The sequence below is a fragment of the Paenibacillus sp. FSL R5-0749 genome (assembly GCF_038595085.1).
GTDB lineage: Bacteria > Bacillota > Bacilli > Paenibacillales > Paenibacillaceae > Paenibacillus.
In genome coordinates, this window is sequence record NZ_CP152005.1 from 6,420,364 (window position 1) to 6,436,918 (window position 16,555).

General features: G+C 48.7%; 15 protein-coding genes and 1 pseudogene. 2 read left to right on the forward strand and 14 right to left on the reverse strand.

Annotation, left to right across the window (positions count from 1 at the left end; all coding sequences use genetic code 11):
- Window positions 1-156: 156 nt before the first annotated feature.
- From MKY85_RS28620 to MKY85_RS28650, 7 genes are all read right to left on the reverse strand, one after another.
- A complete protein-coding gene (locus MKY85_RS28620) occupies window positions 157-792 on the reverse strand; it encodes a PepSY domain-containing protein (protein ID WP_342571370.1) in 636 nt (211 codons plus the stop codon).
- 231 nt (window positions 793-1,023) lie between these two features.
- Window positions 1,024-1,824, reverse strand: a complete 801-nt coding sequence (locus MKY85_RS28625; RefSeq protein WP_342571371.1) for a PepSY domain-containing protein — start codon at window positions 1,822-1,824, stop codon at window positions 1,024-1,026.
- Between the two features lie 78 nt (window positions 1,825-1,902).
- Complete coding sequence (locus MKY85_RS28630; RefSeq protein WP_342571372.1) at window positions 1,903-3,279, reverse strand: ATP-binding protein; 1,377 nt, start codon at window positions 3,277-3,279, stop codon at window positions 1,903-1,905.
- Window positions 3,276-4,031, reverse strand: coding sequence for a response regulator transcription factor (locus MKY85_RS28635; protein WP_339238643.1), 756 nt, complete (start codon window positions 4,029-4,031; stop codon window positions 3,276-3,278). The genes MKY85_RS28630 and MKY85_RS28635 overlap by 4 nt, the downstream gene beginning before the upstream one ends.
- Before the next feature lie 55 nt (window positions 4,032-4,086).
- Window positions 4,087-4,731, reverse strand: a complete 645-nt coding sequence (locus MKY85_RS28640) for an SDR family oxidoreductase (protein WP_339238644.1) — start codon at window positions 4,729-4,731, stop codon at window positions 4,087-4,089.
- A gap of 275 nt (window positions 4,732-5,006) precedes the next feature.
- A complete protein-coding gene (locus tag MKY85_RS28645; RefSeq protein WP_036606574.1) occupies window positions 5,007-6,188 on the reverse strand; it encodes an NAD(P)/FAD-dependent oxidoreductase in 1,182 nt (393 codons plus the stop codon).
- 24 nt (window positions 6,189-6,212) lie between these two features.
- Window positions 6,213-6,659: a DUF1641 domain-containing protein gene (locus tag MKY85_RS28650; RefSeq protein ID WP_017691658.1), complete on the reverse strand. Its 447-nt coding sequence runs from the start codon at window positions 6,657-6,659 to the stop codon at window positions 6,213-6,215.
- Window positions 6,660-7,345: 686 nt separating this feature from the next.
- Between MKY85_RS28650 and MKY85_RS28655 the strand changes: the two genes are divergently transcribed.
- Entirely contained in the window at window positions 7,346-7,519 is a 174-nt protein-coding gene (locus MKY85_RS28655; protein WP_091012520.1) for a CsbD family protein, read from the forward strand.
- 164 nt (window positions 7,520-7,683) lie between these two features.
- On the opposite strand, the gene MKY85_RS28660 is transcribed toward MKY85_RS28655, so the two are convergent.
- Window positions 7,684-8,685, reverse strand: a complete 1,002-nt coding sequence (locus tag MKY85_RS28660) for an NAD-dependent epimerase/dehydratase family protein (RefSeq protein WP_339238645.1) — start codon at window positions 8,683-8,685, stop codon at window positions 7,684-7,686.
- Window positions 8,686-8,837: 152 nt separating this feature from the next.
- Here MKY85_RS28660 and MKY85_RS28665 point away from each other — a divergent pair, with 152 nt between their 5' ends.
- Window positions 8,838-9,356 (forward strand): cupin domain-containing protein, encoded by a 519-nt coding sequence (locus MKY85_RS28665; RefSeq protein WP_342571373.1) that lies wholly within the window; start codon window positions 8,838-8,840, stop codon window positions 9,354-9,356.
- Window positions 9,357-9,642: 286 nt separating this feature from the next.
- Here MKY85_RS28665 and MKY85_RS28670 read toward each other — a convergent pair whose 3' ends face one another.
- From MKY85_RS28670 to MKY85_RS28695, 6 genes and pseudogenes are all read right to left on the reverse strand, one after another.
- Window positions 9,643-10,722: a DUF1835 domain-containing protein gene (locus MKY85_RS28670; protein WP_342571374.1), complete on the reverse strand. Its 1,080-nt coding sequence runs from the start codon at window positions 10,720-10,722 to the stop codon at window positions 9,643-9,645.
- 70 nt (window positions 10,723-10,792) lie between these two features.
- On the reverse strand, window positions 10,793-11,452 hold the full coding sequence (locus tag MKY85_RS28675) for a TVP38/TMEM64 family protein (RefSeq protein WP_339257894.1): 660 nt from the start codon (window positions 11,450-11,452) through the stop codon (window positions 10,793-10,795).
- A gap of 270 nt (window positions 11,453-11,722) precedes the next feature.
- Window positions 11,723-12,157 (reverse strand): annotated as a pseudogene (locus MKY85_RS28680) (HNH endonuclease); the annotation flags it as partial.
- A 1,253-nt stretch (window positions 12,158-13,410) separates the two neighbouring features.
- Complete coding sequence (locus MKY85_RS28685; protein ID WP_210109379.1) at window positions 13,411-13,560, reverse strand: hypothetical protein; 150 nt, start codon at window positions 13,558-13,560, stop codon at window positions 13,411-13,413.
- A gap of 186 nt (window positions 13,561-13,746) precedes the next feature.
- Window positions 13,747-14,922 carry an acyltransferase gene (locus tag MKY85_RS28690; protein WP_339238651.1) on the reverse strand — a complete coding sequence of 392 codons (1,176 nt, stop codon included), beginning with the start codon at window positions 14,920-14,922 and terminating at the stop codon, window positions 13,747-13,749.
- A 279-nt stretch (window positions 14,923-15,201) separates the two neighbouring features.
- Window positions 15,202-16,548 (reverse strand): deoxyribodipyrimidine photo-lyase, encoded by a 1,347-nt coding sequence (locus MKY85_RS28695; protein WP_339257895.1) that lies wholly within the window; start codon window positions 16,546-16,548, stop codon window positions 15,202-15,204.
- Window positions 16,549-16,555 lie beyond the last annotated feature (7 nt).

The following is a 16,555-nucleotide window of genomic DNA, read 5'->3' on the forward strand; positions in this document are numbered from 1 at the left end:
CCCGCTCTCCATAAAAAGCAAAAAGACGCTTCCTCCGAAGCGTCCTCTGCTATACCTGCCCTGCCCCTTCATGATGTAACAATCTCTAGCTGTGTCGGCTGTTCATAGGCAGGTTTTTAATATGATGTTTTATCAGCGTATACTCGCCCTTATTGCTTAGTCTTGGTCGTCAAAATCCTGGTCGAACGATAACACTTTACCCGTGTTGGCATCGATATCTACATCTGCTTCACCTTGAGCGGTTCTTAGTTCGATCTCATACACATAACGACCATCATCATGATCCAGCTCGACCTTGGTTACTTTACCACCGGTAACTTGTTTCAAAGCAATGTTTGAAGCTTGGGATGCTGTCAATTTGACCTGCTTAGTGGCGGAGTTATTAGACGTATTGCCTGTAGCAGAGCCTTGATAGTCATCGTCATCATCGTAGTCTTCATCGTCCACGACCGCCAGGATTTTTCCGGTATAAGCATCCAAACGAACGACAACATCATTTTTGCCTTTTCTGTCGATCTCAACTTCATAGAACGTTTGGCCGTTTCTGCGCTCCAGATCCACGTCATCCACTTTACCATCGGCTGCTTTTAGCGCCAACGCTTTTGCTTGGGATGCATTCAGCATTTTGCCTGTGCTGTTCTGATTCTGTGTTACGGATTGTGTTGTTGACGCTGGTGTCGTTTGCACCGATTGTCCATTCACATTCCCACTAGCTGCTACTGCCGATCCTCCGAGCAACACCGCCGCTGACAAGCTGCCAATCCAAAGTTTATGTTTGTTCATCATCATCATTCATCTCCTCGTATGTTGTTTCGTTCTCGTCTACATTCATAGAATAACCTGCCGGAATGAGAGATCAGCGAGAGTTAGATTAGAATTTGATGAGAAAATGAGGAGATTGCTCATTTAAGGGGGATTCATTGTCCATGTAATTGAAAAAAGATGATCCCCTAAAATGAAGGAATCATCTCTTTGAAGCGATTTTACCCTGTATTCAAAGGGTTTTCTTCTGAACTTTAAATTTTAATCCTCGTCCTCATCCCATGTCACCGAACGAATGGCTCCCGAGATCGCGTTCACTTGCACAATGGCCTCCCGGCCATCCTCAAGATCAATTTCCACCAGATAATACGGATTCCCGCTGTTGGTTCCACGCAATTCGATGTCGTCCACTTCCCCCGGGACCTCCGTAAGTGCCTTCTGTTTGGCTTGTTTCTCGCTCAGAAACTGGGGCTTGGGATCATCCTTTGTTGGTTCAGTTGTTGGGGCTGCTATTGTTTTGGAAGATATCGTCTCTCCCGTATATGGATCAATCGTGAGTTCTTCACGGCTGTTATCCTTCGCCTTCACTATCGCAGTGTATACCGGACTGCCTTGTTGCTCCACAAGTTCAAGCGAGACCAATTGCTTATCCGTTTGTTGTTTTAACAACGCCGTCTTGATCTGCTCGCGGCTCCATAACGTCTTTTCTTCCGCTTGCGGGTTGGACTCCAGTCGCTTGATGGAATTCACGGTAGCCGTAACGGCATCCACCTGAACGTCATATAATCCGGTCTCCGAACGGAGCTGCATGATATACGTCCCGTCCTTCAACGTGGAATTCACAATCTCGCCCGGATATTGATCCAGTACGGATTGGGCTGCCGCATCTGCCGTAAGTACCGCTCCAGTCGATTGCCAAGGCTTCCACCAAGCAAATGCTGCCACAATCAGCACAATGAGAAGCCCTGAACCCCACCAGAGTGATCTGCGCGATTTCGCCCATCCACTGTTGCCCTGTTCATGCCGCTTCATTTCTGGTGGCCGCTGCTCATGCTCTGTCATCGTGTTTCCCCCTTATAGCTCTCCTATCTTCTCCAGTTGATCTGGTGCCTATCAGTATATAAGAGAAGAATGAGAATTTCATGAGAGCGGGCCGTTCTGAACCGATAAAGGCAAAATAATTGAAGCCTCGGTACCTTCACCCTCGGTACTGCTCAATTCAATCCGGGCTCCCACTGCACCTGCCAGTTCTTTGGCAAGCGACAATCCCAGACCTGAACCACTTGCGCCCAAGCTGCGTGTTCTGGCCGGGTCGACCCGGTAGAATCGGTCAAATACCTTCTCCAGCTCGTCCTCCCGCATACCAATCCCGGTATCCACGATTCGAATTCGGCACTCCTGCCCCTTGGCTTCAATCCTGACTTCAATGGCATCTTCACTATACTTCCGGGCATTATCCAGCAAAATAAACAACAGTTGCTTCAGCTTGCTCTCATCGCTGATTGCCCAGATTGGACCTGGATCGACACACCGAACTTCCCGGTGGTAGGCTTCGCGAAACGCACGTGTGGAATCCATCGCAAGTCTCGTGATATCCACTCGCTCCAACTGTACATTCCACTGCTCCGGCTGCTTCGCAAGCAGTAACAGTTGCTCGGTCATCTCCCGCATGCGAACCGATTCGGACAGAATCGCTTCCACTGCTTCATCAAATACCTCGGGACGTTCTTTCCCTCGCCGCTGAAGCAGACTGGCATAGCTCTCAATAATGGTCAGCGGCGTTTTGAGTTCATGAGATGCATCCGATACGAATCGCTCCTGCCGCTCAAAGTTGGATTCGAGCAGGTCCATCATCCGGTTGAACGTCTGTCCCATCGTTTTCAATTCATCCTTCGATCCTTCCTCCAGAGGAAGACGTTTGAATTGTCCGCTGGACTGAATGTCACTCATCGTACGTGTCATCTGCTGAATCGGTCTGGTCATCCGGTTCGCGAGAATTCGGCTGGAGATAATGGCCGGAATCAGGGCAATAATCGTCACTGCCACCAGCACGGTACGCAGTACCGACAGACGATTCTCCGTCTCTGCAATGCTCTCGGTGACCTGTACATTCACCACCTCACCATCAGGCCAGATGACCGGGACGGAAACCCACACATAGCCAACCTGTTCCACTTGGGTATACTCTGATTTCTTCTCACTTTCATACTTATATGGCAGCTTGCTCAGCTGCTCGGAGGCTGACGTTGTCGTCACCGGAGAACTGGTGCCGTCTTCATTGACGATCCGAAGCATGCCGTTCACAGGCGCGTAGGCCCGCAGCAAGTCATCCGGCGGAATGGAGCCGGCAGACTGACGCACTCCTTTGACAATGGACTCCGCTTCCGCTTCCACCCGATTAACCTCGTTATCAATCGACATTCGTTCAAACACGATATAGACGGACAGGTTCACCGCGATTAACAGCACAGCAAATAATACAGACGAATATCCGTAGATTCTACTGCGCAGGCTCATGACTGTTCCTTCAGGACGTAACCTACGCCCCGTACGGTATGTATTAAGGGCGGTGTGAATCCGTTATCCACCTTTTTGCGCACATAACGGATGTACACATCCACCACATTGGTATCTCCATAATAATCGTATCCCCACACGGCCTGCACAATCTGGTCACGACTGAGCACCTGACGTTGATTCTGCAGCAGATACACGAGCAAGTCGAACTCACGTGGCGTAAGCTCAATGGCCACACCATCTCGGGATACCTCTCGCGTTCCTTCATTCAGTTTCAACCCGGCAGCCGTCAACCAGCCTGCATCAGCTTCAAGCTTATGTCCAGGCGAGTCATTGCCTGTATCAGCAGGTGTAGACGAAGAAGCGGAAGAAACAACCGATGCCACTGCCCCAAGACGCAATGCGGCCCGAACTCTGGCAAGCAGCTCTTCAATCTGGAACGGCTTGGTGATGTAGTCATTGGCTCCGAGATCCAGGCCAGATACCTTATCTTCCACGGAATCTTTGGCGGTGAGCATAATAATCGGAACTGTAGCATCTTTGGCCCGAATTCTGCGCAACACTTCAATTCCACTCAGGCCAGGCAGCATCACATCAAGCAGAATCAGATCCCACTGACCTTCCCCATACTTCTCCAGTCCTTCTGTTCCACTCCCCGCCTTGCCTACCTGATATCCCTCATACTGTAATTCCAGTTCAAGCAGACGTGCTATTTTGGGCTCATCTTCTATGACCAGCACGGCTTCGTTCATGCAGCGCTCCCCCTCATTCCCATCATTTCATTCTCCCGTTATCTTACAATACCTTTTACAGTTTGCCCAAGGCATCATCAATCTGATGCTCCCCAGCAATTAGATCAAAGGCCATCCTGTATGTCTTCTCTTCCTGCAAAGAAGCCACGATGACGCGGGCCACATCTTCACGCGGAATACTCCCGGGTTCCAGATCAGTCCCTACCGCAATCTTGCCTGTGCCTGGTTCATTCTTCAGACCACCCGGGCGGATAATGGTGTAATTCAGATCACTTGCAAACAAAGCACGATCCGCATAGTGTTTCGCCACGTAATAAGGCTTGATGGACTCTGACCATTTCTCCCGTTGATCCGCACCATATGCACTGACCAGAATATATCTGGAGATGCCTTGCTGCTCTGCCGCTTCCATCGTTTTCACTGCTCCATCGAGATCTATCAACAGAGTTTTGTCCTGACCCGTAGATCCGCCAGAGCCTGCTGTAAACACTATGGCATTATGGTCCTTCATGGCTTCAGTCAAGTCCTCCACACTGCCCTCCAGATCCCCGATCACCACATCGGCACCGAGTTCCTTCAATGCATTCGCCTGCTCTGGTTTGCGGATCATGGCCGTTACCTTATGTTTGCCTTCCTGTGCCAGCTGCTCTACCACAAACTTACCGATTTGCCCATTTGCTCCTATAACTAAAACGTTCATACGTCATTTCTCCTCTCGGTTGAACGGACCACTTGTTGCAACTATCCGTTCGTTATAAATATATAGATACTCATCTATAATTTAAACGAAAGCCGGCGCTTCTAAGCGCCGGCTTCCAGGTTCATATTCGTTAAGTACATCTCTGAAATGTGAATTTTTCCGTTGTCCCATTAATATGCCATATCCCATATGTGGTTTATACACGATCTCACATTGACCATCCACTGACAACCAAAAAGGACGCCCAAAAGGGCGCCCTTGAATAGCATTTAAGATTAGTAAGCCAGTGCGAACAAACCGTGAATATGAGCCAGGTAACGGATGTTACTTGCTTCTTTCATCATGGTTGCAGGCAGACCTTTCAGACGAGTCTGGTTGCCACCGATCATGCCGACAGCATCTTTACGACCCAGACTTCCCAGCGTACCGGAGAATACTGGTGTGAAGGATTCCATTGCGCCACCTTTGAACATTACGCCCAGGTTGTGACCGATGGTTTCACCCATTTGCCAAGCCAATTGTGCTGTTGGAGGGTAAGGGCGAGCGCCTTCGCTTGGGAAGACCACTGCGCTGTCACCAGCAACAAACACGTCTTTGTGAGAAGTGGATTGCAGAACTTCCGTAACTTTCGCACGGCCACGATCCACTTCAATTCCGCTGTTAGCAACAACAGCGTTGCCTTGTACGCCACCTGTCCATACGAGTGTATTCGTAGGGATGGAGCTGCCGTCTTTCAGCAGAACTTCATTTTCTTTCATCTCGGTAATCGCTACGCCAACGATGAAGTTAACGCCACGTTTCTCAAGACTTGATTTCGCACGCTCAACCAGCTCTGGCGGGAAACCTGCCAGAATGGAAGGACCTGCTTCAACCGTGTACAGGGATACTTCTTTGAAATCGATCCCTTTTTCTTGACATACTGCAGGGAGCAGGTCAGCGAATTCGCCAACAAGCTCAATACCTGTCAAGCCGCCGCCACCAATAACAAACGTAGCGTCTGCTTTGTTGCCGGACTGTTTGTAAGCATCAAGACGAGCTTCAACGTGTGCACGAATACGGTTTGCATCGCTAACCGATTTGAGCGTGAAGCTGTACTCTTGCAATCCCGGAATTCCGAAGAATGCCGTTTCGCTGCCCAGAGCAACGACAAGTGCATCGTAAGAGTATGTGGAGCCGCTAGTCATCAGAACTTTCTTCTCGTCCGGCTTGATTGTATCCACCGTATCGATTTTCAAGTTCACGTTTTTGCCACGCAGCAATTTTTCAAGTGGAAGAGCAACAGCTTGTTCAGCAATGCTTCCTGCTGCAAGACGGTGCAGTTCCGTGATAATTTGGTGTGTAGGGTAACGGTTAACGACAGTAATTGTCGCTTCTTCCGGAGACAAGTATTGACGTGCAGTCAATGCAGTCAACAGACCGCCGTATCCTCCACCCAAGATCAAAATTTGCTTCGACATATCCATCCTCCGTTCTTCTAAGTCTTAACGTTTCGGTTGTTGACGCTCGTTCAGGATGCTCAGGAAAGATTGAGCAAAACGAAGCGATTGTTGTACGTTTGGATCTTTGAGCATTTTCAGCATAGCGAACAAGCCAACTGAAGTTTGCTCTGTTTGCGCACGGTCATTGGCTTCGATGGCAGCAGAAGCTACACCTTTAGCTTTGTCTACAACAGGCTTAGCGAACTCGCCCATTGCGCTCATTGTGTCGCTGATCAGAACTTTGTCTGTTGCTACACTTTGTGCAAAGTCATAAGCTTTCGTCATAGCAGTAACCATTTCAGCCAATTTAGGCAGGTTCTCCACCAGAACGGTTAAAGACTCCTGTACCTCAGGCTTCATCAGTTGATCCAGAACGTCCAAGGACTGGCGCTCGGAAACGTTGGCACCTTCTGTAACTGGCACCTCTTGTTGAGTAGGCGATTGTGACATAAGAGAAAGTCCTCCTTTACTTTGGGATAGAAGTCCGCGACTTTCATGATGCCTGTCAAGCAGAGCCGAACCACAAAATACATCGAATACATCTAAATGTACCAAATTTCACACAATAGGATGAGCGTAGCTCATGGCTACTTCCACATCATGCATTGTATCTTGGATCTATTGCGGACAACATGTGTTGACGCACAAAACGACAAGCAGGCCGAAACCGAACTCTATACCCTTATATTACACCTCTTACACATGAACATGAAAAAGAAATTTTTTACACTTGTGAAGATATTGTGAACATTGTAACAAAATCGATTTTTTTGTCAACCCGTTCAGGCAAGCCAAGGCCGCCAATCCTCCTGTCCAAGATCCGCTTTCCTACCACATGTGGTATTAAGACAAGATCACATATGACCAGATGTGCGATATGTACACAAGGAAGGATTGGTTTGCTGAATATTTACAGGAATTTTTTCCAAATCCAATCATTTCGCGCAACGAAATTGGTCACTGTCGTTATTATGCAGCGTTGAGCTCAGCCTTATTCCATCGTGGAGATATCTTTTCTAGCTCAAGTATGAACCTCTTCGACTGCGAATGCAAAACTTGGGTTAAACCTTTGGCGTTTAGAATGCTGGCATCCCGGTTAATAAGGACTACACCAGACAACGAAGGAGATGTTCGATATGAGTAATTCAACTGGCGATAAAATCAAAGCAGGCGTAAACAAGGCCAAAGGCGAAGTGAAGGATCAGATCGGTAATGCAACCAATAACAGATCCCTTCAGGCTGAGGGTAAGAAAGACAAAGCCAAAGGTGCTGTACAGGATAAAATTGCCGACATTAAAAAAGATCACTAGATCCTTTTGATGTGAGGTCAAGAAGCACGAAGACTTCGTGCAATAGATCGAAGTAAAATAGCCTAACCGTCCCTTTTCGGAGAAAACGGAAGATGAGACGGAGGCGCAAAAAAGCCAAGGAAGGTGTTACTCAATACACCCTTCCCTGGCTTTTTTTGTGCATTTTATACGGCTGGAACTGTGTATCTTGCCATATCAATAATGAAACTGCGCGTTTCCCTTGTTGTATGATATTCACGGCTGAATTGTCTGACCCATTCAGGATGTTCCTGATACCAGCGGAAGGTTTTTTCCAGTCCCTTTTCCAATGTGGTTTGAGGTAACCATCCCAATTCCGCCCGTAATCTACCTGAATGTACGACCAGACTGGACCCTCTGGACTGGGTTGGCTCTTGCTCCCGAATCTCTACAGCAGCTACGGATCGATCCATCGGTTTCAATATATCCCCGATCTCCTGCATGGTTGTTCCAAGCCCTGTCGATATATTATATACCTGTCCGTCTTTGCCTTTTAGCATGATCTGTTCAATGGCCCGGAGGGCATCATCTACATACAAGAAATCACGCACTGCCGATCCCTGAATATCCAGAGGAAGTCCGTCCAGCATCCGACCGAAGTTGCGAGGAATAATACGGTCTGGCAATTGCCACGGACCATAGAGGTTGGTCAAACGAAAGAGTTTGACTGGAAGCTGGTAACATTGTGCGTAGGAATGAGCAAGCATTTCACAGGCGACTTTGGACGCAGAATAAGGAGAGACCGGCGCATACGGATCTGATTCATGATAGACCCTGCCCCAATCTCCGCCATACACTTCAACAGATGATGCCAGCAAGACAGGGATGTGATGTTCGGTAGCATACTGTAAAATAGCCTGGGTGCTGAGCGTATTATTGCGGAAGACTTCCCCGGGTTGATGATACGAATAATCCACGTGAGGCATGGCTGCCAGATGAATAATGTAATCTGTTCCAGAAGGCAGATGAATCCGGTCCGATGCAAGGTCACAACAGATGAACGGCATCTCGTGCAGAGGAGAGACGTGAACGAGCCTCTGACAATAATCATCCCGATCCAGAAGGGTAATTCGATGTCCCTTTTGCGCCAAATACTGTGACAGATTGAATCCTACAAATCCAGAAGCCCCTGTAATCACAATGTTCACACACGATTCCCCCTTGCGATTTATACAACGAGTGCATTGAAGAGAGTCTATGTACTGAGTATAACCTTAAAATGATACATTTTGTATCATTTTACAATTGTTTTTTGTTCGTCCTTGCGGATATCGGGTAATTTATCATGAGGTGATATGAGATGAGTGATTGGAAAAAGAATATAGAGACGTTATATTTTCAGGATAACGGTGTGATTCCCAATCATCCGACCCTGCCTGTGCTTTTGTATAAAAACGTATGGGCTGAAGAGGCTCTTCATGCAGAATCGTTGCTGAACCGTCATGGATGGGGAAATAGCTGGTTGAATGGTGTGTTCAATTATCATCATTATCATAGTAATGCTCATGAAGCTCTTGCGGTGGTGAGTGGATTCGTGAAACTGATTCTAGGCGGAGAACATGGGCAGAAAGTTTATCTTCAAACAGGTGACGTTGTTGTGCTTCCTGCCGGGACAGGACATAAACGACTGGAGGCCAGCGCCGATTTTCGTATTGCGGGTGCCTACCCAGGCGGTATGAGTTACAACACACGTACAGGTGAAGAAAACGATCGCGCCAAGGCTCTTCAGGAAATCCAAGAGGTTCCGATTCCGGATACCGATCCGGTCTATGGGCAGGATGGTCCTCTAATGGAAATTTGGAGTGGGAAGAAGCCATAATACGAATGAAGATCATAAAAATGAATGGTATTGGAAAGGTATTGGACAATGTTCAGACGATGCTGGTTCAGCACTTCACGAAAAACAAATAGACTGTTCCCCGGACATGTAGGAGTTGCTCACCGGAGAACAGTCTATTTAAGTGGGAATTCTAAAAAGCTGGAATTCGAGATACTTTGTGATTATCTTCTTGTATGAGGAAGGAAACGCTCAGGTCTTCGTCTTATTTCAACCTTTTCGATCACGTAGCTTGTTTTCTATCTGTCAGTTTCAGCCTTAGGCCCTTTCAGCGTTCGGCAAGCCGAACACTGTAATACCTCATTGCAAGTGGCTTTCCATCCATCTCAAGCTGGCCTTGCAGCACCAGTTGTCGTAGACGGTACTCCACGAACGCATCACCTATATGCTGGCTGCTCGTCCCAATCACTTCGCCCACAATACGAGCTGCTCGGATATACTTGCCTGGCTCCCAGTTCGGTGTCAGTTCCCTTACCTTCTGCATAATGTACTCGTCCAACGCATCTTCAGGCAGACTTTGAATCTCGCCATTCTCCATCATACGCAATAGTCCGGGCTGTACCGAGAGTTCCAACCAATCCTGCTCCAGTTGCAGGCGTTCTTGCTTGGACAGCGGCTCTTGCTCAGAGCAGACGTGCCACATCGCCAGAAGCTTCTCAGGAAGAATCTCGCCTGTGTGGAGCACATCATATTGAATGTCAGGTGTATTAAATAATTGCTGATATAAGCCGCTCGTTTCGATCAGATATATAGGACTCTTACTGTCGCGTAATAAATGCATCGCATAGAGTAGTCCCGTCTTCTCACGTGCATTATTCGAATACCAGATGATGATTGACGTCTTGGAATCGAGAGACTGCATTGTGGAGTTAAGCTCAATTAATGATTCAAGTTCATGCATGGCATAAGCCTCGCGGTCACTGAGACACATTCGTTCGGTCAGCCAGAGATGCCTGCGCTGCAGTTCTGCACGATGAGTCAGATCACCTAACGGGCCCACAGCATAATCATCATCCATAGAGAAAAAGCTCCGCTTTTCCTGATTAGGTAAAGTGCTCATTCCCATTTTCAGACTACTCAGAGGTGATTCTCCAAACGTAATATGCATTTCATTTGTCTTGTCGGTCTCAGCCAGAGCTTGTTGTTCCAGCAATTCCAGATCAAAAGGGGGTTCCATATTCCGAAACAGAGACTGTACCACATCGGCAAAATCCACCTTTTCACCTTGCTCCTCCTGCCGCTTGACCACCTGTGCTGATTTCATATAAAGCACACGCAGAGCTGAACGAAGGTCATTCTCATTCATGCGATTCAACACTCGACTGAAAGCAAAGATATCATCAATCATGCTGATCCTCCTTCAAGCTAACGTCAATATTGACAGAGATTAAATATCTGAACACTGATATTCCTTTTGTTTATGAGGAGATTGATTTTCCAGTTGGTTGATTCAGATCACTCAACTCTTCACCATCTGACGATGACCGGGTAAAGTGTCGCTCCAGTTTGCGGCTTGCCCACAAGGAAACCGCAATGAACAACAATACGCCCACCCAGCGTGCAGGGTGCTCCAGAAATTGTTCCACATTGGAACCGATATACGTCACAGAGAAGATCATGATCGCTTTACCACAGCCCACCGCAAGCAGGAAGGATAATAACCGCATTCGCGCGATCCCTGCCGCCACATTAATAATGACGAACGGACCCACCGGGAAGATACTGAGCAGAAAGACATACCCGAACGCGTTCCTCCGAATCCACACCATGCTGCGTTGCACACGAGGTTTGCGTGCCCACCGTTCCACAAAGGCAGATTTCCCGATCTCCCGTACGATCAGAAATGTCACGGTGCAACCGAGAATCATGCCAATCCATGAATATAAGAACCCTGCCCACAGACCGTATACCGCACCGTTCACGCCCACAATCAACAACGTTGGAAGTGGCGGCACAAATGATTTCATAAACGTAAGCAATATTCCCGGTAACGGGCCGAAAGAGCGAAACTTCTCCAGCCAGAAACGAATATTTTCTTCCGTAATATATGACATAATATCCAATGCTGCCGGGGTCATTAGCATCCATCCAATCTATACAATCTACATTCTTAGGTTTGATGCTCACTATACCTTTCATCATTCAAGTGAATGATGAAGCTTCTTTCACAACTCACTCCAAGTATAACGTACATCTTCCATGAACAACGTTGTCAATTTGAAGAAATTATCGCACAGTGAACTGACGTCCCACCGAAATCAAAATGAAATCCAAAAAGCACACCTCGACCCTCTAGTGGTCTTGGTGTGCTCTTCATATTAAAACCCGATGTTATCTTCGGGAGTATATCATCCTTCTTCCAGCTGTGCTTCCTGCATTGCGAGTTCAATCAACTCTGCCTGATGGGCAGCATTCCATTCAGGAATCCCGGAACGCATGAACTCTTCAGCATCCATTGCCGCTTTGGACTGGTTGCAGAGATTGCAAGCGCAGACACAGTTAAGCGGGGTGGTATGTCCACCTTTGGCACGCGGCAGCAGATGGTCGATTGTATCCCCGTACGATCCACAGAAGTAACAGGTATAGTGATCCCGCGTCAGAATATACCGCTTGAAATCCTTGTTGCTGAACAATCGGCGAATCGTGTACCGATTGACCACCACAGCAGCTTTTTCCTTGACCAGGGTGACCGCAAGTTCCATGTCCACTTCTTGATGCCAGCGACGTCCCTTGTCCGTTTTGCCGCGCATCCGTACCATGCCTTGTCGGTTGGTCCGGAGCGAAGCCGGATCTTCCGGATCGATGGCTGCCGGAGCCGCCGGCGTCTGGCGGCGAGGACGGCCATCCGTGCCAGCCCCGTGACTACGGCTGGCATGCGCGGGCCGCTGCCCGGATGCACCGCGGGCAGCGTCTTCGCCGTTCGCCTTAGGCGCACGCTCCTTGCGCGCCTGGCGCGGCTTGGACCCTGGCGAGCCAGGCTGGCGCACGGGCGCAGGAGGCCCTGCCTCCGCAGCAGCCCCCGGCGCTTGCCCAGGCTCACGCCCGGTGGCGGCAGGCTGTGCCTCCGCCGCCGTCGGTGCAGCGACCGTGGTTGCATCGCCACGGTCGCTCAGTGCCGGCGCATGGGCCTCAGCAGCGATGCTGCGGGCCTGCCCTGCGCCGGGCGCGAGCGCGCCAGCACGCTTGCGGCGGCGCTTGCGCTTGCGTTTGGCTGCGGTCGGTTGATCCGCAGCCATGGGCTCTGCTGCCGGGCCTTGCGGCTCAGCAGGCAGCAGAGCTTGGTGGGCCGCCGCAGTCTGTTCGGCGGCCTGCACTGCAGCGGCTGCTCGCGCGCCAGCCCGCTGTGCAGTGCCCTTTGCATTCGCAGCAGCAGGGTCCTGCGACTGCATTTCCCCACGCCAGCGATCGCCTGGCTGTGGCTTAGCCAGATCGGTTGCTGCCTCACCCGCCAAACCATCATGCTCCAGACTAGCCTCTTTCTGCGTATTACCTTGCATTCCGTCTGGCTTGCTCTTCCTCCGTCTTCTCCGCTTCTTCCGAATTCCTGAAGAAGGGGGGGAGGAAATCACCAAGTCAGCGTGTTCATCGTCATCCGAAGATGTCGAGTCCAATGTGGGCTCAGGCACTCGACTTCGATCCGGCTCAGTTGACATAATAGATCCCCGCTCCATACCATGAGCGATCTGACCTGCTTCATTTTTCGCAGAGACAGATGATCTGTCCGTAACCGCAGCACGGGCGACCATTCCATCCCGTTGACGCTCTATCTGTTCACCTGTATGCCCGATTGAACGAGTACCACGTTCAGCCTGTCCACCGAGCTGACGACAGCTTCGGCAGGCTCCCCGCCTGGCTCCGGGACCTGCCCGCTTTCCGGTTCTGCGCCGGAATTCGGACATCGCCCGCTGTTGTCCGCAATACATACACGTTTTGCTCAGTCGCGCTTCTTGTTCCGTCTTTCCTTGCCGGAAAGGGGCTGGACCCGTCTCCATGTTGTCACCTCGGTTCCGTATGAATCCGGTTTCTTTCTATTGTATCACATCTGCTCGTGAACACCCTCATGGCCATAGGCCTGATAATCTTTCGAGTTGTACTCCTGTGCCTGTTCATTACATTCGTGAAGAATGTGTTCCACATATTCCAATATATCCTGCATCGGTCTCCCGCATTTTTCGCATGTTGTCATGTTATTCACCTTAACCCTGTTATCTATAATGTATTAACGTTCCGCCATATGATTACCCCTCAACCATGAAAAAGAAACACTCGTTCCCCATAATCCAGATTATCGTATAGATAAAAAAAACCGCTCCTTGTTCTCCCCTAAGGTCGACCAAGAAACGGTTTATTATTCCTGTGTTGGAAATACATCTTAACGAACGTCCAGTTGGCCCGAGTTCTGTTGAGGTACCAGTCGCGGTTTCGGTTTCGGCAGATTGCCAAAGATGACCCACGCATAGGGAACGAACCTTGCCGTCAATCCAACGACAATCCACGAAGCGATCAGCGCTACCCCGAATCCTCCGGCATACCACAGATGCACTAACCAGGAGACTCCTGTTTGCGGTGGAAATTCACGATACACCAGCAGGAAGAATGGATGAATCAGATAGATCCCAAACGACAGAGCTCCAAGCCGGTTTAGCGGCTTCACGATCAGTGATGGCCCTTTGCGATAGAGCAGATAAGCGACCTGGATCAGGACCAGGGCACAGGCGAAAGTATGAACATTCCAGAAGAATTCATACCATAGCGTGTTATACGTTGCGATCTTCAGACGCAGCAGATAATAGATATACACATGGCCAAGTCCGGCAATGATCCACACCGCCCAGAGCAGAATCCATGAAGCTACGCGCCCTTTGGTTGCATTGGCCCGACTGATGACGAACCATTGCTTGATTTTAGGGAAATACACCCCGATAAAAGCACCCAGCATGAAATAGGAAAAATACGAGAACGCCCAGCTTCCCTTGTTGGGTACCTGGAATCCATATTTATTACTTACGATGAATGCCCATTGAATCAATAGACCAATTGGTACAGACCATTTCACCACAGAAGGATACTTCTTGAGCAGCCATAACACCAATGGGAATAACAGATAAAATTGCATGTTAATGAATACAAAGTACAGATGCGTATATGCTTTCCCCGTAAACAATTTCGTTATGAAGCTTACAGCCGTTTCGCCGAACGGTCGACCCTGATAGTGCGTGAAGTGCAGAATAACAAAATACATCAATGAGAACAGGAAATACGGAAGCAATATATACACGAATCTTTTCTTGTAAAAATTACTTACGAGTTTCTTGTCCAGCGGACGGGAATAATAGTTGTAGAACAGTACGAAACTGCTCATAAAAATAAAGGTTGGCGTACCATATTTCATAAAAATATTAATAAAGTTGTACAGCCAGTAGTAGCCTGAGCCCGTCATGTCCACCGTCGCATAAGATGTGGAGTGCACGCATAGTACGCCGATAATTGCCATGGCACGTACCAGATTCAGCTCTGGAATTCGCTCTCTTTTCAGTGTTTCACTCATGTTCACGTTTCTCCTTCATATGTTCGTCAATATGTCAGATATGACTTAATACATTAAAGCTCTCTATCTATTAAAAGCCATATTGCTTAAGATGGGTAGTCCAATTTCTTAATAATTCCTAAATTTTCAACACATTTCACACTATTTTCATGTCTATATATGTAAAAAAGACCGCGAGTACGCGGTCTTTCGAACATCCTGCTTTCAACCAAATTATTGTTGGTTCGTCCGGATGAGAATGGTAAATCTGGTTAGACACTAAACTCGCCCTGCCCGAGTCTACTTCCCACGACTCGCCAAAATCTGTTTGTACACCTCAATTGCTGACTGTCTCGATGCCTTGAGATCCACAATGGCATCCTTGCGCGGCTGATGGATGTCTTTGCTGTGCAAGTCTTTCAATTCAGGCAACCACTTACGAATATAATCGCCTTGCGGATCATATTTCTCGGATTGCGTTACCGGGTTGTTCACCCGAAAATACGGAGCCGCATTCTCCCCAAGCGAGGCACACCATAGCCAGTTACCCCGGTTCTGAATGTTGTCATAATCACTCAGCTTGCGCCTGAAATAGGCTTCACCCAAGGTAAACGGACATTGCAGGTTTTTGGTGAGAAACATCGCCGTGAGAATCCGCAACCGATTTGGCATATGCCCGGTTTTATTCAGTTCCGTCATGGCTGCATCAATAATTGGAATGCCCGTCTCTGCCCTGCACCACCGTTCAAAATGATTATCATGGAGTGACGAGAGATCATACACCTTTTCATATGTAAAATAGTGACTCTCATAGACCGCCCGATACAGATAAAAGTCGCGGAAGCACAGCTGTCTGATCCACTCTCCAGCTTCCGCCGTGCGATTCGCGGCATCGTACATTTTGCGGATCGACACGGCTCCAACCGCTACATACGAACTGAGATGACTCGGCTCGTAAGCCTCATATTCATCCCGATGATCCCCATATTCAGCAATTCGATCCGATAAGAATTGATCCAGCAGGAGATGCGGGTCCTCGTCATTCGAACCACTGCCCTCCAGCAACTCTGAAGGAACCATCATCGCATCCGGCCATTCAATCGGACGATCGCTCACCTTCAACTCGGCAACCGTTGTTGCCGAAGGAGGATTGGGATGTTCATTCATGAATTCCACCCACCGCCGATGAAAAGCCGCAAATACCTTATAAGGCTCCGACTTGCCCGTGAAATTCGCGAATCCATTCAGATCCATCAGCAGATGATCCGTCAGTTGCGTAAAGGGAACCTCGTATGCCTCACTGACTTTGCGTATGGCCCTATCCCGCTCAATTGCATATGGCGTCATGTCCCGATGGACCACAACCTCATTCATCTCGCCTTTGAATTCGTTCAGGATAAAATCAACCACTTCAGCCGGTTTGCCATAAGCAACATGCAGTTTTCGTTTGGCTTCAAGATACTGCCTGCCTAATGCCGCTGCATGCTGTCTAAAATTCACACCGCTGTGTTCCTTCTCTCGGCCTTGCCGCAGGAGAAATGGATCATAGATGAGAACATGCACACTCTCTTCTTCGTGTTCCCGCAAATAATCAAATGCCGCCAGATCATCCGTACGCAGATCTTTGCGGTGTATGAATAGCTTCATGCCTCAC